Genomic DNA, 22,924 nt, shown 5'->3' with positions numbered 1-22,924 from the left:
GGCTTTTGCTGTTTTTGCTAAAAGTAAAGATAACAGGAGAGTGTCCCATATGATTCGAACTTACCAATACTACGCAATTTTTAATTTTGCTGAAGATGGAATTAATGTTACATTTCCTGATCTGCCCGGATGTATCACCTGTGGCGAATCAATTGATGAAGCATTAGTGATGGCGAAAGAAGCACTAGAATTATTTTTGGATGGAGAACCTGTTGAAGATATTCTGCCACCTCAAAGCATAATGTCTGAATTATTGAACTCTAAAGATAAAGCGTATTTAATTGAAGCCAATATTACGTATTACTGATCGACACTATGTTTATATATCTGAATTCACCAAACTGAGTTTAGGACATCGTCGACTTCTTTGATTCTTGTGACAGATGGTGTTTGAATTAGATTTCCTTTGAACATGACCATAGAGATGTCTGACAAGGCCTCGATATGTTCGAGCGGATTTTGCTCCATAATAATCAGATCAGCATGTTTCCCGATATCCACCGTTCCTGTTACATCGTCAACACCGAGGATCTTCGCATTGGTTCGGGTCACCATGTCGATGACCTGTTTGTTGTTCAGGTTGGCCTGTCTCATGTAGTGGTCCATCTCTCTCCACATATCATAGTGAGTCACGTAAGGCATAGCGGCATCGGTGCCGATTCCGATGGTGATGTCGTTTTCGATCGCTTGTTTTACGCCTTTGAGCATGGAATCGTAGACGAGTCTTGAATTCTCTTTTACCGTTGCACTTACCTTCGTTACGTTGGTATCCAGTGAAGCGGATGGATAAGCAGCTTGCAGGGTTGGGATGAGTGCGGTGTAGCCATTCAGGGCATTGGGATTATTTTTGTATAAACGAATGATTCCGTCATCCATCTCCGAACCGTGCTCGATGGTATCGACACCACCTTGTAAAGCAACTCTTACGCCTTCCGTGCTTTCCACATGTGCTGCCACCCGCAGGCCAATCTTATGCGCTTCATCGCAGATCGCCGAAACTTCGTCCACCGTCATCTGTAAACGACCAGCTTCGCCCACCATTTTCGCATCCGTCACGCCACCCGTCACACAGATTTTGATCAGATCTACGCCGTGTTTCACATTCAGCCGTACATTTTTCCGTGCTTCCCACGGGGAATCGCCCACCAGAGCGAGGAATGGAGCACCATGTCCGCCTGTGACACTTAGGAAAAACCCAGAGACAAGCAGATTAGGACCGACAAAGTCGCCGTTATTAATCTCATCCCGCAGCTGGACGTCCGTGTAAAAGAATTCCCCCACGCTGCGCATCGTGGTTACACCTGCATGGAGTGCGGTCAGCGCATTGCGTTTCATTCGTTTTTTCAAAACGTTTCTGCCGAATTTCGTGTTCAATATCCGATCATATGCGAACTGCAACAATTCTTTACTGACCGAGAGACTGAACGGTTTACCATCTGCAAAGAGGTGTACGTGGGCATTAATTAATCCAGGCATCACGTATTTCCCTGAGAGGTCGATTATTGTGTAGTGACTAGGGATATTCAGCTCGTGATCTCGGACGATATCCTGAATGAGACCTTGCTCATTGATGAGAATGGTCATGTTTTTTTGCAGATTGCGGCTTGAGTCGCCGTGGATCAGATGGACGTTTTTCAATGCGTAAGCGGTGTTCATGTTGTGTTCCTCCTTAGAATATGGATGGGATTATATAAGTTGAAAGAGGGTATGTACACTTGCCACTCCGATGACAGAACAACTTTCGGATCGCTGTTATCCCCAGATTTTTTTGATTCCCTCTTAATAGGGAAAATCCGGTGATAAAAGCGAACGCTTCGCTTCCTCTGGTTATTTCTGTCCTCTCCGTTATCGTGTAAATATGGGTTCAACTTAAATAGTTTGGTAAATGGTAAATATCCGTCTTAAAAATGAATTATAAATTCATTTTTGGGCCAAAAAAATAGAGTGACTTAATGTTAGTGTTTTTTTGCGTGCAAACCAAGTGAGTTGATCTGATCTGCAAGCTTTGTCTGCACGGCATAAGTGATGAGATGGAGCGTTATTCGTTGAGACTCTTCATACCGTACAGTCTGTATACATACAACGCTTCGAAAATTTGCTTCCGGCTGTCCTCACTCATATCCCGCTTCAATAATTCCAGGTTCATGTCGATCACGTTGTGTGCGAGGATGTTCAGCAAGATCAAGTTCTCCTCGGTGCCAATCTCATACCGTTTATATTGGTTCTTGAGGTAGGCCTTCTTGGTTTCGATCATCAGCTCGACAAGTTCGTTCTTGGCGTTGGTGTAGATGGTGCCTTTATTCTTTTCGAAGATGATCACAATCTGATTCCGGTATTTACGTAATACATCCACCTGTTCCTGCAACAGTGCCGATTTTCGCTCGCTATCCGTTTCCTCGAACAGGGTCTGATTATCAAAGTGAATCGTCTCGACCAGCACATTTTTCAGATAATCCACCAGATCCGGCGGCACGACGGCGTAGAAGAGTTCTTTCTTGTTTTTGAAATAAGTATAGATATTGCCCACGGAAATATTGATCTCATCCGCGATATCGCTCATTTTGGCATCCACATAGCCTTTTTCAAAAAAGACTTTGAGTGCCGCGTATTCAATCTCTTTCCTGACTTCGTCTTTCTTGGCTTGCACCATCGGGAACGACTCCTTAATAGTGAATGAATGATTCGTTATTAGGATAGACCTTTTTGTAGGGGTTGTCAATTAAAACAGAGAACGAGAATTACATGTAAAAAATGAGGAGTGCTTTGAAATAATAATTTATAAAAAATAAACTTGAATGTGCTTAGTTTTCTTTGTAAAATTGAAAAAGTTACCAATACATATTGTACATTTTGGAAACTTAATGGAAGCTATTTATATGATGATAAGAAAATTGGGGGAAGATCACTTGATCACAAAATTTTATATAAGAAAACTGTTTGGAAGTAGAAATATAGAAGTTGATTTTAATAGAGATTTGACTTTAATAGTTGGTCCGAATGGTTCTGGTAAAACTACGGTATTAAATATAATTTCATTTATTGCAACAGGTAACATTAGTAGTCTCTTTGAATATGAGTTTAGAGATTTAGAGATTCATTACATTTATAAAGAAAGAGCACAAAAATTGAAGATTATAAAGAAAGAATACAACATAAAGGTTGAATGGAAAGGTAGATCAAAAAATATAGATTATGAAGAAATTAGGTTTCTGTCTCATAAGAGAAAGTTATCATCTAATTTATTTACATCCAGTGATGTTCTAAATATTCAAGATGATGTATCTGGTTTCTTCGAAGAGATATCGAGTGAGTTAAATTTGCTATATTTACCACTATCGCGTGACAATAGACCATTCGACATTAAAAAAGAGCATGATATTTATTTTTCTAAAAATTACATACATAATGAAATGGAGAATGAGAACAATTCATTGAGTTATCTAGATGAATCATTACTTCAGGTTAATTATTTGATCAAAGAGAAACACAGAAAAATTATGCATGAGTATGAAAAGTTAAATGAGGATATGCCAAAAAAAATGATTCAGGCATCTCTAGGATATCTTAGCAATCCGGTAAATGATTTTGGAAGTATTATGAATGTTATAAGTAATTTGACAATAGAATACTCTAGAGTTGCTGACTTAAAGAGAGCATTTTACGACATGAATTTACTTCAAGTAGAATACGAAGGAGCTCTAGATAGTTTTTTTGATAATTTAAGAATTGCCCAAAAAGAATTGTCAAAAAAAGAGGATGACTCAGAAAGAATAAAATATGTTCTCACCGAGAGGCCTAATTGGCTGTCTTTTTTTACCAATGCACCTTTAATTGATAACTATCTAAAGTGGCTTGATATAGTTCAACAGACAAATGAAATGAAAAGCCATCAATATAAGCCTATTGATATGTTTTTGAATATTGTTAATGATTTTTTAAGAGGGAGCTTCGGAGGAAAAGAGATAGATTACAATGATATTGAAGGAAAATTATTTTTCATAAATCATAATGATCCTCAGATTAAGTTACCTCTAAATAAATTGTCTTCAGGGGAAAAACAAATTATTGTTTTTTTTGCCTATTTAATATTTAAAATAAATCCTGAAAAAGGTGGGGTTTTTATAATTGATGAACCGGAGCTTTCACTTCATTTATCTTGGCAAAAAAAATTATGTAGAGCAATTATGGAGGCAGCTCCAAATTTACAATTTATTTTTGCCACTCATTCCCCAGAAATCATAGGGCCTTATAGAGATAAATGTAAAAATGTAAGAGGTGATTTATCATATGCATAGGTCAAATGAACTGCAAGGTAGTATTATTGATATTCCAGAATATTCATCTGATGCATATCTAAATTTTGATATTATCTACGATTATTATGTTGATATATTAATTTATATTGAGGATACTTCTAAACTATTTATTTATGAGGTGATTTTCAGAAGAATGCTGGGCAATAGAATTAAATATGAAAACATAATTCCAACTGGAGGAAAACCTAAGTTATTAGAATTACACCAACTATCACAGAAGCAAACAACAAAACCATGTTTGTTTATTGCAGATATGGATTTTGATTTTATCTTATTTGAGAATAGTCTAGTAAGATCAAATAATTTTTTGTATTTAAAGAGATACTCAATTGAAAATTATTTAGTTGATCATTTAAGCGGTGCTTCCTTTGTAAACGGTAGGACTGATATTGGATTAGAAAATTGTAAATCCAGAATTGATTTTAACCAATGGATAAAAGCTCTGCAATACGATTATCGACAATTATTAATTATGTTTATGTTGGTCCAAAAACTGGGATTAGGTATCCCAAACACTGTACAAAAGGCAGAGTTCTTTATTAAAGATAATTCATGGCAGATGGATCGTAAGAAGATATTAAAATACTATCAGTTGATTAAGGATTTCACCAAGGCAAAAAACACACTCAAAATCAAAGAAGCAATTAAAATAATAAAAAGAGATTTGGATCATCTATATAAGGAAGATTCATGGAGGTTACTACCTGGTAAACAATTGTTGAGAATATTTCAGAGATATTTATTAGAACACTCGGACAGAGGCACTATTTCCGATAGAGATTTTATTAATATATTAGTTGCGAATTGTGATTTGTCAGAACTCGATTATATTAAAAGTAAAGTAGAAGAACTTGTTTCAGTGGTTGACTCTGATGCTAACAATGCAACAGCAGGTTAGCCCTTGATCTGGAATGTGCTACGTAATGACGTACCACATTCCTATCTTTGTTATGTTAATCTCTTCTTAACAAAGGAGTGGTGACATGACAAGTACCAACAGCGAAGACCTCGCTTCGGAGTACGCACAACTCATTGAACGCGAAGACGATTATGTCGACCAACTGGTCACATGTAACAAACTCATCCTGGACGCCATGGACATCATCGCCAAGCGAGCAGGGGTGCTGCATATGGACACGGTGAAACAGGCTGCGTATCACCTACATGCCATGGAACAGGATCTAAACCGAAAGTTATTTGAAGTCCGACTGGAGAAGAGCATCTTAGCGAATCAAATGAGCCAGTCTACATAAAACCACCTCAACTAAAGGACAGTGTAGGATCACACAAGATGATCTTGAACTGTCTTTTTGTCTTTCCATCCAAACGTTTTTCGCTTCCAATTAAGCATTGACTTTCCTCCCAAATCCCCCTACACTTCAATTATTAAAATACTTTTAAAAACATTCGTTGAATGGTTCGAAATGAACGAAAGGAGGCATACATCTTAACCATGTTACCTACATCACACAACACCCAACAGGTGAAGCGAATCAACGTTGAACTTGTGAAGAACACGCTCCGATCCATGGGCATAGGCACGAAAGCTTCCATTGCGAACCTGACTAAACTCAGTGTGGCGACATGCGGCACAATCCTGAACGAATTACTCCAAACGGGTGAAATTATCGATCTGGGCCCGGATGAATCGAGCGGGGGGAGACCGGCGAGTCGGTATCAATTCAATGCGGACTACGCCAGCGTACTGTGCCTGATTATTCGAACAGAGGGCGGCGTTCACTCGATCACACATACATATGCCAATCTGAACGGAGAGATGGCGGACGAACAGACGCTCATTTTGGAAGAGATTAATGTAACGGTGGTAGAGGATCTAATTGCAAACCTGATTGAACAACATCACAATGTGCAGGCGATTGGTATCGGCATACCTGGGGTGGCACACAACGGCGTTATTGGAATTTGCGACGTACCGGAGCTGATGTATCAGCCGCTCGGCCCAAGGCTCAAGGAACAATATGAAGACGTGGAAGTGGTCATTGGTAACGACATGAACCTGACGGTCTACGGACTTTACAACCAGCAGCAGTTTGAGGAAGAGAAGAACTTTGCGGTGGTGACTTTCCCAGAGAACCATTTTCCGGGTGCAGGCTTTATCATTGATGGTCGTCCGCTGACTGGGAACACGCAATTTGGGGGCGAGGTGTCCTTCTTACCTTTTGGTGTGTCACGGGAAGAGCAGTTGCGAATGTTGAAAACGACGGAAGGGTTGCAGGAACTCGTCACAAAGACGCTGATTTCCATCATTGCGATTATCAACCCGGCAGCGATTGTCGTTACGGGCGATACTATGGACACGGCTATGCGGAATGACCTGTTACAAGGCTGTCTGGATCACCTGATCCCACAGGAGCATATGCCAGAGTTGATCATCCAAAGAGACACTCGGCGCGAATATGTGACTGGACTAGTCGCTGTTACACTGGAGAGCCTGACCTACCGCATTCAGGTGGTTGAGAAGCAGTGGTAAAGGAAAAAGGAGCTTTTACGAGTATTCTATTTTTAGGAATAAAGCTTAACCATGTTTCCTGCCTCAAATGTACAAATTATTGACACGATAACGTAGAGGGCAGAACCAATCTGAAGAACGCCTTTATCACTGTATTTTCACCTTTAGGAACAATTCAAAAAAATACAGGGATAACAGTGGTCGGAAGATGGTACTGCAATCGTAGTTATAACGTGCAATCATTTTCCTGAACACACTGGAGGAACTTATTTTGAATCAGCAAGCAGGTACACAAGGCAACAAACGAAAATTCAACAAGTTGTACGCCATGCAACTGGCGACGATCTTTCTGGGATTTATCGTATTCGGCATATCGGAAAATATTAAGGGGCCGGCCATTCCGCGCATTCAATTCGACTTCAATCTGGATGAGAAACAGCTCGGGACGTTATTGTCCCTGAATGCACTGGGGTATCTCATCGCCTGCTCCTTCACCGCCATCCTGGTACGCAAATGGGGCATCAAGGCGGTTAGCATCATTTCATTTGCATCGATGATCCTTTCGGGTGTGTTCATTTACATGTCTCATAACTATCCGCTCTTTGCTTCTTCATACTTCTTCATGTATATCGGAAACGGCATGCTGGAGATTGCCTTGGCGATTCTGGGTGCGCGGATCTTTGTGAAAAACACAGGTACGATGATGAACCTGTCCCATTTCTTCTATGGGCTTAGTTCAACAGTGGCGCCTTTACTGGCGACAGGGGTGATGTCGTTGAGCGTGTTCGGGCACGTACTGGACTGGCGCGGCATGTATCTGGTGATGTTGTCGCTCTGTCTGCTTCCGATCATTGCGGCACTGCGCAGCAAATTTCCGGGGGATGATCTTCCTCATGAGGATCGGACTTCACTCAGGACGTTAACACGTGATCCTGCCATCTGGCTGATGGTGCTCATTCTTTCTTTTGGCGTGGTATCGGAACTGGCGGTTGGGGGTTGGCTCGTTAACTTCCTGGAGAAAGCCTACACGTGGGACACGGTGAAAGCTTCGGGTTTACTGTCAGCATTCTTCCTCACGTTCTCGCTTGGACGTTTGCTGCTGGGCCCTCTAACAGACCGGATCGGATTTGTACTGTCGCTGATAATCTTCTCTGCGTTCTCGGCCATTTGTACGTTTATTGCGCTTGCCGGAGGAGAGGGTCTCGCCATCTTCTTTGCCATCTCGGGTGCGGGTATAGCGATGATCTATCCAACCGTTATGGCGTTTATCGCACGCAGATATCCGAACGGCAGTGACACGGCGATTACGTTCACGGTTACCCTGATGGGGGTTGGTAGTGTCATCGGTAACTATGTGATTGGCTGGGTTATTGAAGGTGTGAAGAATATGTACGGTTCAACGACTCAGTTGGGGTTACTACGCGGACTTCAGGCGGGATATGGATTCATCGGTTTATGTGCGGTGATCTGTGCGGCATCTGGAGTAGTGCTGTATGTGTATTTGAAGAGAAGGCAGGAATTGATTTAGATATTATCTAGGTTATCTTTTTTCAATGAGATAACCTATTTTGAATTGAAAATATAGAATGTGCTAATAGGGAAGGGGGGAATAATTTATATTTTTAGTACTTTTCAGTGTTGTATAATAAATATGTTCAACTGGGTTGAATTTATTTAAAATGATTAAGTAGCATTCTGAGAAACATGTCAATATTTTAAGAAAGGTATGATATTAATGAGTAATAGCGATTTGGTTTATCATTATTGCAGTGTAGATACGTTCTTCAGTATTTTGCACAATTCAACACTGAGACTCTCTGATATAAATAAAGTTAATGACTTCAAAGAGCGAAGATGGATACTTGAAAAAATTCTTTTAGAAATAAGAAAGCAATTATTACCTCAACAAAACAATAAATCCACCAATTTTTTTGAGGAGTTTTGGGATACAGTTGTTTCTTATGATTCTAATACATATATAGCCTGTTTTTCTAGCGAAGCAGACTTATTAAGTCAATGGAGAGGATATTCACAGGATGGAGAAGGTTTAGCGATAGGATTTTCTAAAAAAGTGTTAAATTCACTAGTAGTAGAACACTTCACTGCATTCAAGAAAGTAGTATATGGTAAATCTGAACAGAATGAGTATATAGAAACAATACTTTCAAGTCTTCATAATAATTCTATAGTTTCTGCCATCCCTAACTTTTATGCTAATGAAAGATTTAACATTCCTTACTATAAGAATCCTGCCTTTAAAGAAGAAAAGGAATGGCGGCTTGTTTATTATCAAAACTCGAGTTCGTTTCTTGATTATAACACTATTGGAGAGCCTAGAATAAAAGCTAATTTTTCAAAAATTAAAATGAGAAGTGATGGTACACGTTTAATTTCGTATATGGAATTAGACTTTTCAAAGATTAAGAAGGAGCTTATTAAGAGTGTTGTAATTGGACCGAAGTCTAAAGTGAGTGAAGCAGACATAAAGCTAGTTCTTTACTCTGAGGGGTACGATCCCAACAATATTAAAATAAAAGTATCATCCTGTTCTTATAAATGAGCTAATTTTAAGTTGTCTGAATTCTCAAAGCCCCACTGATCGCCATGATCGGTGGGGCTTTGCATATGAATATACGAGTAGATTAGTGCGGTATATCATCTTTCACTTGTATTTTAATAAATCATAACCACAAGCCATGTAGAGTAAGGATTTTTTCATCATATACCAGCCACTCTACTAGACAGCCCCCATTACCTCACCAAAGCTATGACTTGTTCAAAGCCGCTCTTCTTTTCCAACGTTTCAACAGCACATACAATCCAAAAGCACCTAAGAAAACCACCGCTGCCGGAACGATATAAGGTTTAACAATCTCATCCACGTGCTCCCATTGAGAGCCTAATTTGAAGCCTAAGTAGATGTACAATGAGGTGATCGGAAGCATGGCCAAGAATGTAAAGATACTGAACTTAAACACATTCATCTTCGCCATACCACAAGGGATCGAGATCACGGTCCGAATGCCGGGTACAAAACGTCCAATGAAAGCTACCCCGCTGCCATATTTCTCGAAGAACTTATCGGAAGCATCCAGATGGTGGGGGCGGATCAAGAAATACTTGCCGTATTTCTCGACCATCGGTCTGCCGCCGTATCGTCCCAGGGCATACAACGTCAGAGGTCCAAACGTTCCGCCTACGGTACCCGCCAGAATCGCCAGCCAAAGCTTCATATCCCCAAGATACACCCAATATCCCGCCATGGGCAGTACAAGTTCAGCAGGTACGAATTCAAACGACAAGGCAATGACCAGACCTGCGTATGACAAATCTTTAAAAAAGAGTATAAATTGCGTGATCCATTCTGTCATGCTTTCCCTCCATGAATCTATCTTTTTTATATATAAAAGAAACACTCCTGTACAAAGAGTAACAATAGCGAATAGAGCTTGTCAAAGTTCACATGAAAGGCCATTTCAGGACACACTGCGGCAATATGTTTACCCGTACATAAGGCATGGATTCATTGACACTTAATACAGAAGTGGATACCAGGCAATGATATAATCATATGAAAACGCTTCTAATTATAGCGTGTTAAAACTAACACTAGCTTCTTCACCATCCTGTACATAAAGAGAAGGAGATCAGAACATGACCGAAACTTCGATTATCGACCAGATCCATATTATGGTTGAATACAATGTATCCTTTGATTGTTTCATGTATATCATATAGATATACAACTGTAGGGAGGTGAGGTATAATTGGAGCATCAATCAAACGAAAGGCGTGGGATTGCCATGACTACAGCCACACTTAGCAAATGGGGAAATAGCAGTGCAATTCGCATTCCTAACCAATTGCTTAAGCGTCTTAATCTGGAAGAAGGCTCGGAAATTGAGATTTTGGTGACAGAAGATAATGAATTGTTGTTGCGTCCAAAAACCAAGCCTGTAGAGTCCAATGAGGAACTACGTAACCATCTAAAGACTTTGCTCTCTAAAGTGAAACAGGATACAAGACATGAAGAAATAGACTTTGGCACTGAAGGGAACGAGTTACTTTGATTATTCCCAAGCGAGGCGATCTGATATGGCTTGACTTTGATCCTCAAGCGGGTCACGAGCAAGCCGGGAGACGATCGGCTATTGTTCTATCGGAACTTGAATTCAATGAAATAACGGGTTTTGCCGTTGTATGTCCCATAACGAGCCAAGCCAAGGATTATCCTTTTGAAGTTACACTACCAGAAGAGCTGCCATTTTCAGGTGTTGTTTTGACGGATCAGTTGAAGAGTCTTGATGTGCGGCAACGACGTATCCAAATTGCGGGGCATGCCGAACCAACCTCTGAATTTATGAAATCAGTTCTACGCAATGTCCGTTCTATATTGGCATAATTGAAAATTAGTAGCTGATCATATTCCTAAATCCACGTCTAACTAAAAGACGTGGATTTTTTCTTTCATGCCTAAATAGATTCGTCCATCCTTGACGCTTCTAACAAGAGCTTCCGAAAGGCACATATAAGTTGGAAAGAAAGATTTTTAATTCTCTGAAAATGCTTCCATTTATAGTATGATAAGACTATCACTAGCTTCTTCACCATCCTGTACATAAAGAGAAGGAGATCAGAACATGACCGTAACTTCGATTATCGACCAGATCCATATTATTGAATACAATCCCTCTTACGCTGCCGCACTCGCGGATATGTGGAACCGTAGTAATGAAAGCTGGGGAGGTGGCACCAACCTTAGAACAGAGGAAACAGTTCGCCGGGAGATGGAGAGTTCGTCCAATCTTTATGCGTTTCTAGCTGTTCATGAGAAAGAGGTTGTTGGCTTCTGCAGTTTTGCCCACTACCGCTATGACGAGAGAGCGCTATATGTACCGCTGCTTAACGTACGCCCCGACTATCACGGTTACAAGGTTGGACGTAATCTGATCCTGAATGCTGTGCGCAAGACCGTAGAGGCCGGATGGCCTCGCCTGGATCTGTTCACATGGGCAGGGAATACGAAGGCTGTACCGATGTACAAGAAATGTGGATTCTTCTGGGAGAAAAAAGATGATAATGTGCATCTGATGAATTTCATACCCACCATCTTGCAGACCGAAGCACTCGCTCCTTATTTCGAGGAGTTGGATTGGTATGCAGACAGCACGCGTGAACTCGTCATCGAGCCGGATGGCCGACGGGAGCGCGGTTTTGATTTCTTTGACTACACGTGGAAAAAGGGAGATATCTCCCTGCGGGCTGAATTTGAAAAGTCGGGTCGCGGGCTGACTGCCCTCGAAACACCGGATTACGAGATCTCAACAGAGGTCGACGATCATGATCTGGTTTTCGGTTCCAGCTATAAGGTTCGCTATCGCATTAAAAACACTTCTGCGTCCGAACTGGCAGTCGAGATTAAGGGTGAGGATAACAAAAACATTCGATTTGCGCTGGACGTTGCACGAGCAGTGGCTCCGGGAGAAACCATCATCGAAGAAGGTGAGTTTCACCTTGATCCAATTACAGAGGAACAGAATAACAATAAGACTCATCCCGTTATTGCCAGCACCTGGTTGATCGGCGGTAAGAAAGCGGAGTTCAGGTTGGGTATCGCCCCGAAATTCCCGGCCAAGATCAAGACCATCCTGCCTGTGAAGGAGCTTTATCCAGGCGTCTCGGCTGAGTTGGTTCTGAACGTGGAAAATAATGTGGATGCAGAAACGGAGTTCAGCTTGGACCTGCCAGAGGATGAATTCCTTGAATGGGCGGAGCGTGCGGTGCGCTTTACGGTGCCAGCCAAAGGTAAAATGTCTGTGCCAGTACCTTTCACCTTGCGTTCATATGGTCTCTATTCCCAAGAAGTAGAAGTGACGGCTGTCCCAGTGGGGAACCATGCGATCTCTTTTACAAGCAAAATTTCTGTACTGATGAAGGGAATCGAAGGAAAATATGGTGGGCAGATTGAGGATCAATGGGTGGCTGTTAATGGCGCATTCTCTCTTCATATGAGCAAGCAAGATAATAACATGTGGATTGAATATCCCGGTTCCCGTCATTCGTTCTGGTGGACTTATCCGAAGCTGGGTAAGCCGTTTGCCGAAGAGTTATCCAAGAAACAAGCAAAAGAAGTGAATATTTATGCCGAAGGGGAACGTCAGGTTCTTGAAGCACTGTATGACTCGGAGGATTTCCCAGGCTTGCAGATTAAGTCCGTGGTCAAGCTGTCTGCGAATGGAATCGTCGAATTCCACCACGAGGTTGAAAATACACGAGACACCGCCTGGGAAGAGGACCTGTACCTAATGAATAACTTCGGTTTCTACGGAAACCGGTTAATCCTCCCGTACCAAGATCGTTTTGTGGATATGGGGGATTCTTACGCTGGCGATCCGAGCCATTGGAATAGCTCACAGATTACGGAGAACTGGCTGTTCTGCAAAGAAGAGTATGGTGCCAGCGGTATCTATTGGGACCCTTCTCTGAAGCTGCTTCGCCCGGAATACACGCTGGGGTTGCAGCATGAGCTTGGCCGTATTGCCGCAGGAGCCGTTGTGCGGACCAAAGCAACTGTATATGCTTTGAACACGTTTGCCAAATGGCATGATTTCCGTGCGTTTGCACGGAAGCAGCGTAACCCGGTCATTCCGTTGCTGGACAGTCATTTGGATCTGACACTGAGTGAGGGGAATCCATTTGCCCCGGATGTGCTACAAGCAACGTTGACTGAACACAAACTGGTTCCGCTTGCGGGCAAGCTGGAGCTGTATGTGCAACAGGGTGGTGAACAGGAGGTTATGGCAAACGCTAAGGAATTCAATTCGGAGCAGAACCTAAACTCCGCCAAGCTGACATTTTCACCAGACGAAGCGGACCGCCACCAGCACGTAAGTGGTTGGAAAGTTCGTGGGCTATACCGGGGCGAAGATCGCATTCAGGAGCGAACGGCCCTGTGGTTCCCGCAGAGTGGAACAGAGGTTAAGCAGAAGATTGAAGAAGGTTCATCTGGACCACTGTACACCGTAGATAATGGAGTATTGTCAATCGCCGTTGCTCCTGAATTCGGGAGTGTAGTACACTCTCTGAAAGTTGCAGGAGAAGAATGGCTGGACAGCTCGTACCCTGAACCGGCTCCACGCTCGTGGTGGAATCCGTGGTATGGCGGGTTGGGTGTGGGGATTCCGGGCATGAATGGTTTCAGCCGTCAGTTGGAACAGAGAGCCGCTTCCTGGACAGAGCACAAGGATCAATACGGCAACGTCTGGAAGGGTATAAAGCTGACTACCCGGATTGAAAAGCATGAAGCGAATCGGGGAATCGCGATCAATCAGCATTATCTGATGCTGCCGGGTGTCCCTGTACTTTGCACGCTACTTGCCGTGACAAACGAAAGCGGCCTGACGCTGACGGATTACTCGCTTGCGGAGGAACGTTTCCTCCAGCCTTCATCTGTATTTGCGGAAGGTTGGATAGAGCAACCGGGTAAAGATCGATTCCCGCTGGGCAAGGTGGATTTGGGCCTGCCACTTGAAGACCTTTTGCGAGTAGGATCGGTTTCGCGTGAAAACATGCTGCATGCGGTACATCGTTACCCGAATCAGAGTGCATGGGGTTTTGCTAATAATCAGGTGACGGGTCTGAACGTACATCATCATCTGACACTCCAGCAGGGGGAGACGGTCTGGACGGAGCCGACATATCTTGTCCTGGGGCCAATCCCGCTAAGTTCACCGGATGTGCAGGACCTTCTCAAACTGAATTTTGCAACTTCTACCAATGAAAAGGAGGCTTCACATGCCGATTATTGATATTCATATTCACCTGTCGGACATCGACAGCTTTCACCAAACAGCGATTGATCTGTCCAAAGTGGATTACTCTGCCGCTGGTCTTAAAGCGGAGTTTGATAAGAACGACGTTATTATGGGTATCGGAATGGGGGTTACGGAGCAGACGAAGGGAGCGTTCCCGGATTCCAGTTCCCCTAACCCGATGGGGCTTGATCTGGAAGAGAAGGTCCCATCATTCCTCATGGAATGCGTGGGCATCAATCCCAATGCGCTAGATGGTAAAAACGCTCAGGACGAGCTTGACCGGATTGAAGCAAGACTGCAATCCCCTGAAGTAGCCGGAATCAAACTCTATGCCGGATACTATCATCACTATGTGTATGACAAAATCTATGCCCCGGTCTATGAACTCGCAGCCAAGTACAACTTGCCTGTCGTGATTCATACAGGAGACACGTACTCCATGAACGGGTTGCTCAAGTATTCGCATCCACTGACGGTGGATGAATTAGCCTTGCAACAGCGCGGTGTGAACTTTATGATCTGTCATTTGGGTGATCCTTGGGTGATGGACGCAGCTGAAGTGGTGGCGAAGAATCCTAACGTGTATGCGGATTTGTCTGGTCTTGTGGTGGGGGATCGGCCTCATTTTGAACGGTTCATGAACGAACCTTTATTCATGGATCATTTCCGCCGGGCTTTGGTCTATTCGGATCATTATGAGAAAATGCTGTTTGGCACCGACTGGCCGCTTGCGCCCATCGATCTGTATGCCGAATTTGTCCGCCGACTTGTACCGGAGCAGCATCATGATAAGGTGTTCTATGAGAATGCCTTTGGGCTGTTTCCACGTATTGGACAGCGGATTGCCGATCTGGGTTAGAACCTAAGTACCGAATTCTTAATATCTGAGGGGACGTAGACCATGCATGTTATGGAAGCATGCGATGGTTATATTAAATCCCTGTGATGTAAGCTCCTGCCACTTTGCTGGCAGGAGCTTTTTTGTCCAGGAAAACAGTGTTTAGCCGTGACAGACTCCATACTCATCTGTTATCTCCTTCTTGCCTGTATTTGTTTTTACGAATAAAGAGAACTATAATGATGGATGCACAAAATTTCAGACTTCTTTGGAGGAACATACGTTATGAGATCTTTTCAGTTTTATAATCCGACCCGGCTGATTTTTGGCAAAGGGCAACTTCAAGCACTACAAACCGAAGTTCCAAAATACGGAAAACGTATTTTGCTTGTATATGGTAGTGGAAGCATCAAACGTAGCGGGCTGTACGATCAGGTAATCAGCCAATTGAATGAGATCGGAGCAGAGGTTACGGAACTGGCCGGTGTGGAACCTAACCCGCGTCTGTCTACGGTTCATAAGGGTGTAGAACTATGCAGAACACATAACATTGATCTGGTTCTTGCGGTTGGCGGCGGCAGTGTACTTGACTGCGCTAAAGCCATCGCAGTAGGAGCCAAATACGATGGAGACATGTGGGATGTTGTTGTGCGCGAAGCAACCCCGGAAGGTGGACTTCCGCTGGGTACAATTCTGACCATGGCAGCGACAGGCTCCGAGATGAACAACGGTTCAGTAATAACCAATCAGGATACACAGGAAAAATGGGCATGGTTCAGCGAGTATTCTTTCCCGGCGTTCTCCATTCTCGATCCGGAGTACACATACACGGTACCTCTGGATCAGACGGTATACGGCATGGTGGACATGATGTCTCATGTGTTTGAACATTATTTCCATCTGGATACCAATACACCGGTTCAGCTTGGATTCTGTGAGACGATTCTTCGTACCGTTATTGATACGGCCCCTCGTCTGATTAAAGATCCGGAAAACTATGAACTGCGCGAAACCATTCTCTACTGTGGAACAATGGCGCTTAACGATGTCCTGAATATGGGTCTTGCCGGAGATTGGGCTTCTCACAATATTGAACATGCCGTGTCGGCTGTGTATGACATTCCCCATGGGGGAGGCCTTGCGATCCTTTTCCCACACTGGATGAAACATAATCTGGATGTGGATGTAGCTCGATTCAAACGTATGGCTGTTAATGTATTAGATATCAACCCTGCTGGAAAGTCGGACAAACAAGTGGCTGAAGAAGGCATTGAAGCATTGCGCCATTTCTGGAATTCAATTGGTGCTCCTAGCCGTCTGGCTGACTATGACATCGACGACAGTCAGATTGATGCGATGGCTGATAAAGCAATGCGATTCGGTCCGTTCGGATTCTTCAAAAAATTGCAGCGTGAAGATGTAGTACAAATTTATCAAGCTGCACTGTAATTGTGAATTTCACATTCGCTTTTATAGTGAGACACATTAAACAAGGACCTTCCTGTATTACTTAGGAACGTCCTTGTTTTTATTATGACATCATATCTTGTGCGCTCCACCGTTTATCTGGACTTCAATGTCATGTGATCCCCTTTTCGAATTAATCCTTCGGTTCAACTACGGTTTCATTGACAGGGGTATCCTTTCGTTTCAGATACAACTTGCTTGGACGATGCAAGAGTACGATAAGCAGGGCGAAGAGATGAATCAGGGTAAACAGGTTACTCTCATTCGGAATGGCAACGAATAGTGCCAGACTCAGAAACGTCACAGTGAGCTTGAACTTTCTCTTCGTGATGAATATAACAGCGAGCAGGCTGGGACCGATGATAAACAACATTCTGGCTAAGATTACGCCAGAGGCGTAAGCCAGATCATCTCCTTTGCGTAAGAAACCCAGATAGGCCTCCATGTTCTGGTTGAAGTCAATGAGGAACACGATAAAGGACACAATCACGTAGATCAGTTTCACACTCAATAAAATGCGCACGACATTTAATAGCGTAGGTAATGCTGTTTTTGCCATATCACTTCTCCTATTCGGCATTTAATAAAGTAGGCATTTCCGGATTCAATGCGTTGTCCCTCTTCCTGCACGATATGTATTTCATATATTATACGATGTTGATGTCATATTTTGTATTAACCCAAAGTCTACATTTTCCAATCGTGTGCAGTGGCCTTTGACCTAGTATAACTAGGGAAACAGCTTACAGATTATTTGATATCGACCGATATAAAGTAGATACATAGAATTTGGACTTCATAATGATGAAAATGAAAATGGATGGTGAATGTAATCATGGTATTTAGCAAGGCAAGAGAACGCATGCGCAACATGTCGTTCAGAGTCAAATTACCACTTATGATCAGTCTGCTGGTGTGTATCGTACTGGCGGTAACTGCGGTAGTGTGTTACAGCGTAGCGGCAGTTATTACACTCGACAAAAGCAAGGATGAAATTAAGGCAACCTCGGACCGAGTGGGAGCAGGTTTATATGCTTCGCTAAGTTTGGAAGAACAATCTACTTTTTTGATCACAACACATCGGACCTTTCAGGATCTGCTAGAGATTCGGAATACGGATGGGCAGGAAGGTGAGAACTTTTTCTCGGAAAACAATGAGCTGCTGGATAAGGCGAGTGGTATTCTCGCGGACAGTCTGGCAGGTATGGAAGGTAACAACAGTCTGATTTTGTTGGATCGGAAGGGCATTATTATTGCAGCGAATGATCCCGCAGTTATCAAGGCAGAACGTGGAGATCGGGCATATTTCCAAGAAGCGATTCAGGGTAAAAACGTGATTAGTGAAGGGATTGTAGCCAAGTCCTCAGGACAACTTGGTACGGCTTTTGCTATGCCAATCTACAATGAGAATCAAGAAGTACAGGGAGTGCTCGTATCTGCGGCATCCACCTCGTTCTTCGTTAATCAGCTACAAAATATCAATATTAATGATGAGGGAAAAGTGATCATTCTGGACCGTGTAGGTACGGTCATCTACGATTCAGCGGATGAGAAGTTGGCAGGCCAGAAGATGGAGTCCGGCGAATACCAATCATTGATAGATCTTGCTCCTGGCGCTGAACTACAGCAAGGTGATATTAGTACAGATGAGAAAGTGGCGTATTACTCCAAAATCCCAAGATCCGACTGGACCGTCGTTGTAGAAGATAAAATGAGCGATGTGCAGAAGCCTTTGCGTGCGATGGCAAAACAGATGTATATTGTTTTGTTTAGTGCTATTGCGGTTTCCGTCGTAGCGGGTATTCTGATCTCTTTGCTGGTAACCAGACCAATTACAAGACTAACTGTGTTGTTCAGACAGCTTGCGGGCGGCGACCTGACGGTGCAGGCTCAAGGTAAATATAGCGGAGAATTCAAACAATTGGTGGACAGCTTCAATACCATGGCAGCAGGCAATAAACAGCTGATCTCCAGCATGAACCATTCCATCGGCATCCTGAAAACAAGTACATCCGAGCTGGAACAGTCCACTCAGCAAACTTCGACCACGATTGCTGAAACAACGACAACAGCATTTGAGATTTCACGAGCGATGGAATCCCAGGCGAACGATACGGAAGCCATTGTGGATAAATTCATGAATGTGGGTAACAAGATTGCCAACGTGAATGGAATGTCGCAGGCAGTGAAGTTCAAGGCAGATGAAATTACGGATGCATTCAAAAATAATCATGAAGTTATTGATGCACTCATTGCGGTGAACGGGCAGAATGAGATTGAAGTGGGCAATATCTCCAAAATTACAGTGCAACTCGCCGAAAGCTCCTCGGGCATTCATCAGATCACGGGTACGATTGCTGAAATCGCAAATCAGACGAAATTACTTGCGTTGAATGCTTCGATTGAGGCCGCAAGAGCAGGTGATCAGGGGCGTGGCTTCGCAGTCGTTGCTTCTGAGATCCGCAAGCTGGCAGAGCAGACGACAGCTCAATCGGAGGATATCAACCGAATTGTGATGCAGACCATTGATCATGTGGAGCAGAATAACCGAAGTGTTCAGGCTATTGAAGCGATTGCGGAACAGCATAAGAGCAGCGTTAGCCAGACGAAGGAGACATTCAATTTTGTCACCGAGAATATGAATGAGATGATGAGCCAGGTTCAGGCTATCGCCACGGAGATCGAATCCATTGAACGTGATAAGGATGACGTCATTGGAGCTGCACAGAACTTGTCTGCTTCCGGTGAAGAGGTGTCGGCTTCTGTTGAGGAAGTCACAGCAACAATGCAGGAACAGTCCGGCATGACGGAACATTTGACAGATATGGTGCAGAGAATTGATGAACTGACCAAACAACTTGCCGAGGAATCATCTCGCTTCAAAACAAAATAGGAATACGAAAAGAAACCCGTTTCTCAAAAGAGAACCGGGTTTCTAGACAAAAAGAGCACCTGTGCCCATCTATGGCTACAGGTGCTCTTTGGTGGTGTGTTACTCTCCTCGAATGGAAGGCGCATACGCCAGCACTTCCATTTCAATTAAATAAGGGCCTAACCCGCTGAATACGGTAATACGGGCGGGATAGGGCTGCTTAATCATTCGCGCATACACTTCGTTGTATTCGGGCTGATCCTCGACTCGGGCCAGATGAGTGGTTACCTTCACAATATGATCGAGTGTAAGTCCGGCTTCTTGAAGGATCACCTCAATATTACGAATGCACTGCTCAGTCTGCTCCTTAATGCCGCCAATGGGCTCAAGCGTCTGTGGATCAACGCCTACCTGACCTGCAACGTAGACCAAATCTCCTGCGCGGACAGCATGGGAGAAAGGAAGCGGGAACTTGGGTGCTGCACTTGCATGTATGATGGTAGACATCGTAGCTGTCATTCCTTTCCTAATGAGTGTGTATATTTGGTGTTAACTGATGCCAATTCGTAGCCTGCTGATAATGATGAGTGATGGACAACAAGCGGTCTTCTCTCATGTGTGGACCGGCAAGCTGCATGCCGATAGGTAATGGCTTCCCTGAGGTGGTATCGAACCCGATGGGTACGGTGATGGACGGTAGACCTGTATTGGTAAACGGTCCGTTGAAAATCGGGCTGCCTGTCTTGTATCCATGTGGAGCTACATATGGTGTTGATGGAGTCAATAACACATCCACTTCATCGAAAAGCATCATCATCTCGCTCCGGAATATCGTTCGAATGCGTTGTGCCTGCAAATAATCGACGGCACTCGTCTGGTAACCGAGTTCAAGCTGCTCCCGCATCGTGTGACCGTAACGATCAGAGGCTTCCGCGAAGCGTTCCTGATGGAAGGCGGCAGCTTCTGCCCGCATTACCGTACGATGAGCAGCAACGGTCTCTTCCATATAAGAAGGCAGGTCAACTTTCTTCCATTGCATACCCAGCTTCTCAAGTATAGCGATTGCCGACTCCACTGCTAACAAGATCGCCGGTTCATCAGTCTGGAAGAAGTTGCTCGGCAGACCGATCACCATTCCTGAAATAGGATGCTCAAGAGCACTTGTTAAGTCTGGCTTGCCATAAGGAAGCGTGAAGGAGTCCAGCTCATCTTGCCCGGCCATTGCTTCCAGAACGATTGCGTTATCTTGTGCAGATCGAGTGAAGGCGCCAATATGATCCAGGCTCCAACTGGCTGTGATGACACCATTACGGCTAACCCTGCCGTAAGTGGGTTTCATACAGGTTAATCCGTTGTAAGCTGCGGGTCTAAGCAGAGATCCAAAGGTCTGTGTTCCGAGTGTGAAGGAAGCCATGCCAGCCGCTACAGCAGCGGCAGAGCCGGAGCTGGAACCGCCCGGGGTATGTTCTAGATTCCACGGGTTGCGGGTTGGCGGTTCTCCTCCTTGGAAGGCGTATTCCGTCGTTGTTGTCTTGCCGAGCAGGATAGCGCCTGCAGCTTGCAACTTATTAATGACAGTTGCATTCGTTCCGGGTACGAAGTCTGGAAAAGTACTTGATCCAGCCGAGGTGCGTATGCCAGCGGTATGGATAATGTCTTTGGCTCCATAGGGAATGCCGTGCAGAGGACCGAGATATTCGCCATTCATCAGCTTGCGCTCAGACTCTCTTGCGGCCTGCAAAGCCTGTTCGGCGGTGACTGTAACGAAGGCTTGCACAGCAGGCTCTATTTTCTCAATGCGATTCAAATAGGATTTCGTAAGCTCTACAGGAGATATCAACTTGTTTTTAATCAATTTTGCGGCTTCAGCAATGGTCAGCTCGTTCAGTGGTTTCGTAATCATCGCAGAGGCACTCTCCTATGCGGGGGATTGGGACCTACTTCTTCTGGCAACTTGAAGCTTCGAATCAGCTCCAAGTCCGCTGTAAATAGGGCAAGTTCCTCGCTTGTAATAACTCCGTCCGCATATTTGGCGCTTTCTGTACGGCGGTGTGTGAGATAGTCGTCCTGGTTCAGAGTAATCACCCTTTCTCTCTCTATTTGGTGGTGAAGCTTGAATCGATAATGTCCTCGTAAGCGAGGTCTTCCTTCAGATTGCCGATGAAGCGCTGCATATCGATTGCGGTCTCGAATGCTGATTCATTGATGAGTCCCACCGCAGGGTATACCTTGCTATCGATCATGCGTTGTACCGCTTGCTCCACGACGTTTTTGTCCAGATTCGGGAATTCCTTCACGGCAACTGCTTTTGCGCCTTCAGGATTCGATTGAATGTAATCCAGGGCTTGCTCAATAGAGGTGACAAAGCGCTGAGTGAGATCAGGATTCTTTTCAATGAAGCTTGCAGTTGTATTCATCGTTGCAAAAGCGAAGTCAGGATAATCCTTCGTGAAATCATGGACAATATGCAGCCCTTCTGCAATGCCTTGATCCAGCTGCGGCTCGTAAACGATAGCAATGTCGGCTTTGCCGGCTAATACAGCACCAAGCTCGGAGCCATTTTGGACCTCAGTGATCGTCACATCCTTGTCAATATCGATGTTATTGTCAGCGAACAGTTTCCTCAGTAAGCTGTTCGAGCTTGTAGGTGCCAAGCCCACAACGATGGTTTTACCTTTGAAATCCGCTGTCGAATTCACGGTTACTCCTTCTCGTGCAACTGCCCATACTGGAGCACTGCCGGATAGAAGGACCAGTGAGCGAGCATCTCCGCCCTTTGCATTAGCAAATGCGACATGCTCAGGACCGTGGAAGGAGAACGCGGACTCACCTGAGATCACCGAAGACAATGCTGTTGGACCGCTTCCGGCAGCACGGATGGAAGATAGCTCAATACGATTCTCCTCTAGGAATCCTTGGTTATTCGCTACATACAAGGGAAGGTAGAGCAGGTTGTGATACACCTCGGACACCATAATTTTGTCCACCTGTGTATTTGCTTGCCCCTCGCTATTAGATGCACCTGCGCCGTTAGCAGGTGTTGTGGCATTGCTGCCACACCCGCTGAGCAGTGTAGTCAATAGAAGTGTCATCGCTGCTAGAATAGCTATCTTTTTGAATGTACGCATTAGTCATCAGTCCCCTTTA

At 44.1% G+C, this 22,924-nt stretch carries 21 protein-coding genes; 13 read left to right on the top strand and 8 right to left on the bottom strand.

Features of this window, described 5'->3' with window-relative positions; translation table 11 throughout:
- Window positions 1–49: 49 nt before the first annotated feature.
- Entirely contained in the window at window positions 50–307 is a 258-nt protein-coding gene (locus tag MHI12_RS22610) for a type II toxin-antitoxin system HicB family antitoxin (protein ID WP_405170400.1), read from the top strand.
- Between the two features lie 26 nt (window positions 308–333).
- Here MHI12_RS22610 and MHI12_RS22605 read toward each other — a convergent pair whose 3' ends face one another.
- Both MHI12_RS22605 and MHI12_RS22600 read right to left on the bottom strand, forming a co-directional pair.
- Complete coding sequence (locus MHI12_RS22605; protein ID WP_405170399.1) at window positions 334–1,656, bottom strand: amidohydrolase family protein; 1,323 nt, start codon at window positions 1,654–1,656, stop codon at window positions 334–336.
- A 382-nt stretch (window positions 1,657–2,038) separates the two neighbouring features.
- Window positions 2,039–2,650, bottom strand: a complete 612-nt coding sequence (locus tag MHI12_RS22600; RefSeq protein WP_301878187.1) for a TetR/AcrR family transcriptional regulator — start codon at window positions 2,648–2,650, stop codon at window positions 2,039–2,041.
- A 256-nt stretch (window positions 2,651–2,906) separates the two neighbouring features.
- Here MHI12_RS22600 and MHI12_RS22595 point away from each other — a divergent pair, with 256 nt between their 5' ends.
- The 6 genes from MHI12_RS22595 to MHI12_RS22570 all read left to right on the top strand — a co-directional run bounded on the left by MHI12_RS22595 (window position 2,907) and on the right by MHI12_RS22570 (window position 9,346).
- Window positions 2,907–4,295 carry an AAA family ATPase gene (locus MHI12_RS22595; RefSeq protein WP_405170398.1) on the top strand — a complete coding sequence of 463 codons (1,389 nt, stop codon included), beginning with the start codon at window positions 2,907–2,909 and terminating at the stop codon, window positions 4,293–4,295.
- Entirely contained in the window at window positions 4,288–5,214 is a 927-nt protein-coding gene (locus tag MHI12_RS22590) for a DUF4435 domain-containing protein (protein ID WP_405170397.1), read from the top strand. Before MHI12_RS22595 ends, MHI12_RS22590 begins: the two co-directional genes overlap by 8 nt.
- An 85-nt stretch (window positions 5,215–5,299) precedes the next feature.
- A complete protein-coding gene (locus tag MHI12_RS22585; RefSeq protein WP_405170396.1) occupies window positions 5,300–5,569 on the top strand; it encodes a hypothetical protein in 270 nt (89 codons plus the stop codon).
- A 200-nt stretch (window positions 5,570–5,769) separates the two neighbouring features.
- Complete coding sequence (locus MHI12_RS22580) at window positions 5,770–6,807, top strand: ROK family protein (RefSeq protein ID WP_405170395.1); 1,038 nt, start codon at window positions 5,770–5,772, stop codon at window positions 6,805–6,807.
- Window positions 6,808–7,114: 307 nt separating this feature from the next.
- A complete protein-coding gene (locus tag MHI12_RS22575; RefSeq protein ID WP_405173037.1) occupies window positions 7,115–8,314 on the top strand; it encodes an MFS transporter in 1,200 nt (399 codons plus the stop codon).
- Window positions 8,315–8,521: 207 nt separating this feature from the next.
- Window positions 8,522–9,346 (top strand): DUF2971 domain-containing protein, encoded by an 825-nt coding sequence (locus MHI12_RS22570; protein ID WP_405170394.1) that lies wholly within the window; start codon window positions 8,522–8,524, stop codon window positions 9,344–9,346.
- Window positions 9,347–9,551: 205 nt separating this feature from the next.
- On the opposite strand, the gene MHI12_RS22565 is transcribed toward MHI12_RS22570, so the two are convergent.
- A complete protein-coding gene (locus MHI12_RS22565) occupies window positions 9,552–10,157 on the bottom strand; it encodes a DedA family protein (protein ID WP_405170393.1) in 606 nt (201 codons plus the stop codon).
- A gap of 396 nt (window positions 10,158–10,553) precedes the next feature.
- On the opposite strand from MHI12_RS22565, the gene MHI12_RS22560 reads away from it, so the two are divergent.
- The 5 genes from MHI12_RS22560 (at window position 10,554) to MHI12_RS22540 (ending at window position 16,887) form a co-directional block, all read left to right on the top strand.
- Window positions 10,554–10,856, top strand: coding sequence for an AbrB/MazE/SpoVT family DNA-binding domain-containing protein (locus MHI12_RS22560; RefSeq protein ID WP_017687001.1), 303 nt, complete (start codon window positions 10,554–10,556; stop codon window positions 10,854–10,856).
- Window positions 10,853–11,188 carry a type II toxin-antitoxin system PemK/MazF family toxin gene (locus MHI12_RS22555; protein ID WP_405170392.1) on the top strand — a complete coding sequence of 112 codons (336 nt, stop codon included), beginning with the start codon at window positions 10,853–10,855 and terminating at the stop codon, window positions 11,186–11,188. Before MHI12_RS22560 ends, MHI12_RS22555 begins: the two co-directional genes overlap by 4 nt.
- A gap of 238 nt (window positions 11,189–11,426) precedes the next feature.
- Window positions 11,427–14,594 carry a GNAT family N-acetyltransferase gene (locus tag MHI12_RS22550; protein WP_405170391.1) on the top strand — a complete coding sequence of 1,056 codons (3,168 nt, stop codon included), beginning with the start codon at window positions 11,427–11,429 and terminating at the stop codon, window positions 14,592–14,594.
- On the top strand, window positions 14,581–15,459 hold the full coding sequence (locus tag MHI12_RS22545) for an amidohydrolase family protein (RefSeq protein WP_405170390.1): 879 nt from the start codon (window positions 14,581–14,583) through the stop codon (window positions 15,457–15,459). Before MHI12_RS22550 ends, MHI12_RS22545 begins: the two co-directional genes overlap by 14 nt.
- Before the next feature lie 264 nt (window positions 15,460–15,723).
- A complete protein-coding gene (locus tag MHI12_RS22540; protein WP_405170389.1) occupies window positions 15,724–16,887 on the top strand; it encodes an iron-containing alcohol dehydrogenase in 1,164 nt (387 codons plus the stop codon).
- Between the two features lie 151 nt (window positions 16,888–17,038).
- Here MHI12_RS22540 and MHI12_RS22535 read toward each other — a convergent pair whose 3' ends face one another.
- Window positions 17,039–17,464 carry a hypothetical protein gene (locus MHI12_RS22535; RefSeq protein ID WP_405170388.1) on the bottom strand — a complete coding sequence of 142 codons (426 nt, stop codon included), beginning with the start codon at window positions 17,462–17,464 and terminating at the stop codon, window positions 17,039–17,041.
- A 276-nt stretch (window positions 17,465–17,740) separates the two neighbouring features.
- Between MHI12_RS22535 and MHI12_RS22530 the strand changes: the two genes are divergently transcribed.
- The gene (locus MHI12_RS22530; RefSeq protein ID WP_405170387.1) at window positions 17,741–19,798 is read left to right on the top strand and encodes a methyl-accepting chemotaxis protein; all 2,058 of its coding nucleotides are present in this window, start codon (window positions 17,741–17,743) and stop codon (window positions 19,796–19,798) included.
- 99 nt (window positions 19,799–19,897) lie between these two features.
- Here MHI12_RS22530 and MHI12_RS22525 read toward each other — a convergent pair whose 3' ends face one another.
- The 4 genes from MHI12_RS22525 to MHI12_RS22510 are packed head-to-tail and all read right to left on the bottom strand — an operon-like array spanning window position 19,898 to window position 22,905.
- Window positions 19,898–20,284 (bottom strand): RidA family protein, encoded by a 387-nt coding sequence (locus tag MHI12_RS22525; protein WP_100529182.1) that lies wholly within the window; start codon window positions 20,282–20,284, stop codon window positions 19,898–19,900.
- Between the two features lie 19 nt (window positions 20,285–20,303).
- Complete coding sequence (locus MHI12_RS22520) at window positions 20,304–21,680, bottom strand: amidase (RefSeq protein ID WP_405170386.1); 1,377 nt, start codon at window positions 21,678–21,680, stop codon at window positions 20,304–20,306.
- Complete coding sequence (locus MHI12_RS22515; RefSeq protein WP_405170385.1) at window positions 21,677–21,862, bottom strand: hypothetical protein; 186 nt, start codon at window positions 21,860–21,862, stop codon at window positions 21,677–21,679. Before MHI12_RS22515 ends, MHI12_RS22520 begins: the two co-directional genes overlap by 4 nt.
- A gap of 11 nt (window positions 21,863–21,873) precedes the next feature.
- On the bottom strand, window positions 21,874–22,905 hold the full coding sequence (locus tag MHI12_RS22510; RefSeq protein WP_405170384.1) for an ABC transporter substrate-binding protein: 1,032 nt from the start codon (window positions 22,903–22,905) through the stop codon (window positions 21,874–21,876).
- Window positions 22,906–22,924 lie beyond the last annotated feature (19 nt).

The organism is Paenibacillus sp. FSL H8-0280, assembly GCF_045040665.1.
In the GTDB taxonomy this organism is placed as follows: Bacteria; Bacillota; Bacilli; order Paenibacillales; family Paenibacillaceae; genus Paenibacillus; species Paenibacillus xylanexedens_A.
The sequence above is the reverse complement of the archived record's forward strand: the minus strand, read 5'-3'. Positions and strand labels throughout refer to the sequence as shown.

Excerpts from the sequence above, each read along its gene's own strand:
- MHI12_RS22610 (WP_405170400.1), top strand. The coding sequence starts at position 50 with ATGATTCGAACTTACCAATACTACGCAATTTTTAATTTTGCTGAAGAT.
- MHI12_RS22605 (WP_405170399.1), bottom strand. The coding sequence starts at position 1,656 with ATGAACACCGCTTACGCATTGAAAAACGTCCATCTGATCCACGGCGAC.
- MHI12_RS22600 (WP_301878187.1), bottom strand. The coding sequence starts at position 2,650 with ATGGTGCAAGCCAAGAAAGACGAAGTCAGGAAAGAGATTGAATACGCG.
- MHI12_RS22590 (WP_405170397.1), top strand. The coding sequence starts at position 4,288 with ATGCATAGGTCAAATGAACTGCAAGGTAGTATTATTGATATTCCAGAA.
- MHI12_RS22585 (WP_405170396.1), top strand. The coding sequence starts at position 5,300 with ATGACAAGTACCAACAGCGAAGACCTCGCTTCGGAGTACGCACAACTC.
- MHI12_RS22580 (WP_405170395.1), top strand. The coding sequence starts at position 5,770 with ATGTTACCTACATCACACAACACCCAACAGGTGAAGCGAATCAACGTT.
- MHI12_RS22575 (WP_405173037.1), top strand. The coding sequence starts at position 7,115 with ATGCAACTGGCGACGATCTTTCTGGGATTTATCGTATTCGGCATATCG.
- MHI12_RS22570 (WP_405170394.1), top strand. The coding sequence starts at position 8,522 with ATGAGTAATAGCGATTTGGTTTATCATTATTGCAGTGTAGATACGTTC.
- MHI12_RS22565 (WP_405170393.1), bottom strand. The coding sequence starts at position 10,157 with ATGACAGAATGGATCACGCAATTTATACTCTTTTTTAAAGATTTGTCA.
- MHI12_RS22550 (WP_405170391.1), top strand. The coding sequence starts at position 11,427 with ATGACCGTAACTTCGATTATCGACCAGATCCATATTATTGAATACAAT.
- MHI12_RS22545 (WP_405170390.1), top strand. The coding sequence starts at position 14,581 with ATGCCGATTATTGATATTCATATTCACCTGTCGGACATCGACAGCTTT.
- MHI12_RS22540 (WP_405170389.1), top strand. The coding sequence starts at position 15,724 with ATGAGATCTTTTCAGTTTTATAATCCGACCCGGCTGATTTTTGGCAAA.
- MHI12_RS22535 (WP_405170388.1), bottom strand. The coding sequence starts at position 17,464 with ATGGCAAAAACAGCATTACCTACGCTATTAAATGTCGTGCGCATTTTA.
- MHI12_RS22530 (WP_405170387.1), top strand. The coding sequence starts at position 17,741 with ATGGTATTTAGCAAGGCAAGAGAACGCATGCGCAACATGTCGTTCAGA.
- MHI12_RS22525 (WP_100529182.1), bottom strand. The coding sequence starts at position 20,284 with ATGTCTACCATCATACATGCAAGTGCAGCACCCAAGTTCCCGCTTCCT.
- MHI12_RS22520 (WP_405170386.1), bottom strand. The coding sequence starts at position 21,680 with ATGATTACGAAACCACTGAACGAGCTGACCATTGCTGAAGCCGCAAAA.
- MHI12_RS22510 (WP_405170384.1), bottom strand. The coding sequence starts at position 22,905 with ATGCGTACATTCAAAAAGATAGCTATTCTAGCAGCGATGACACTTCTA.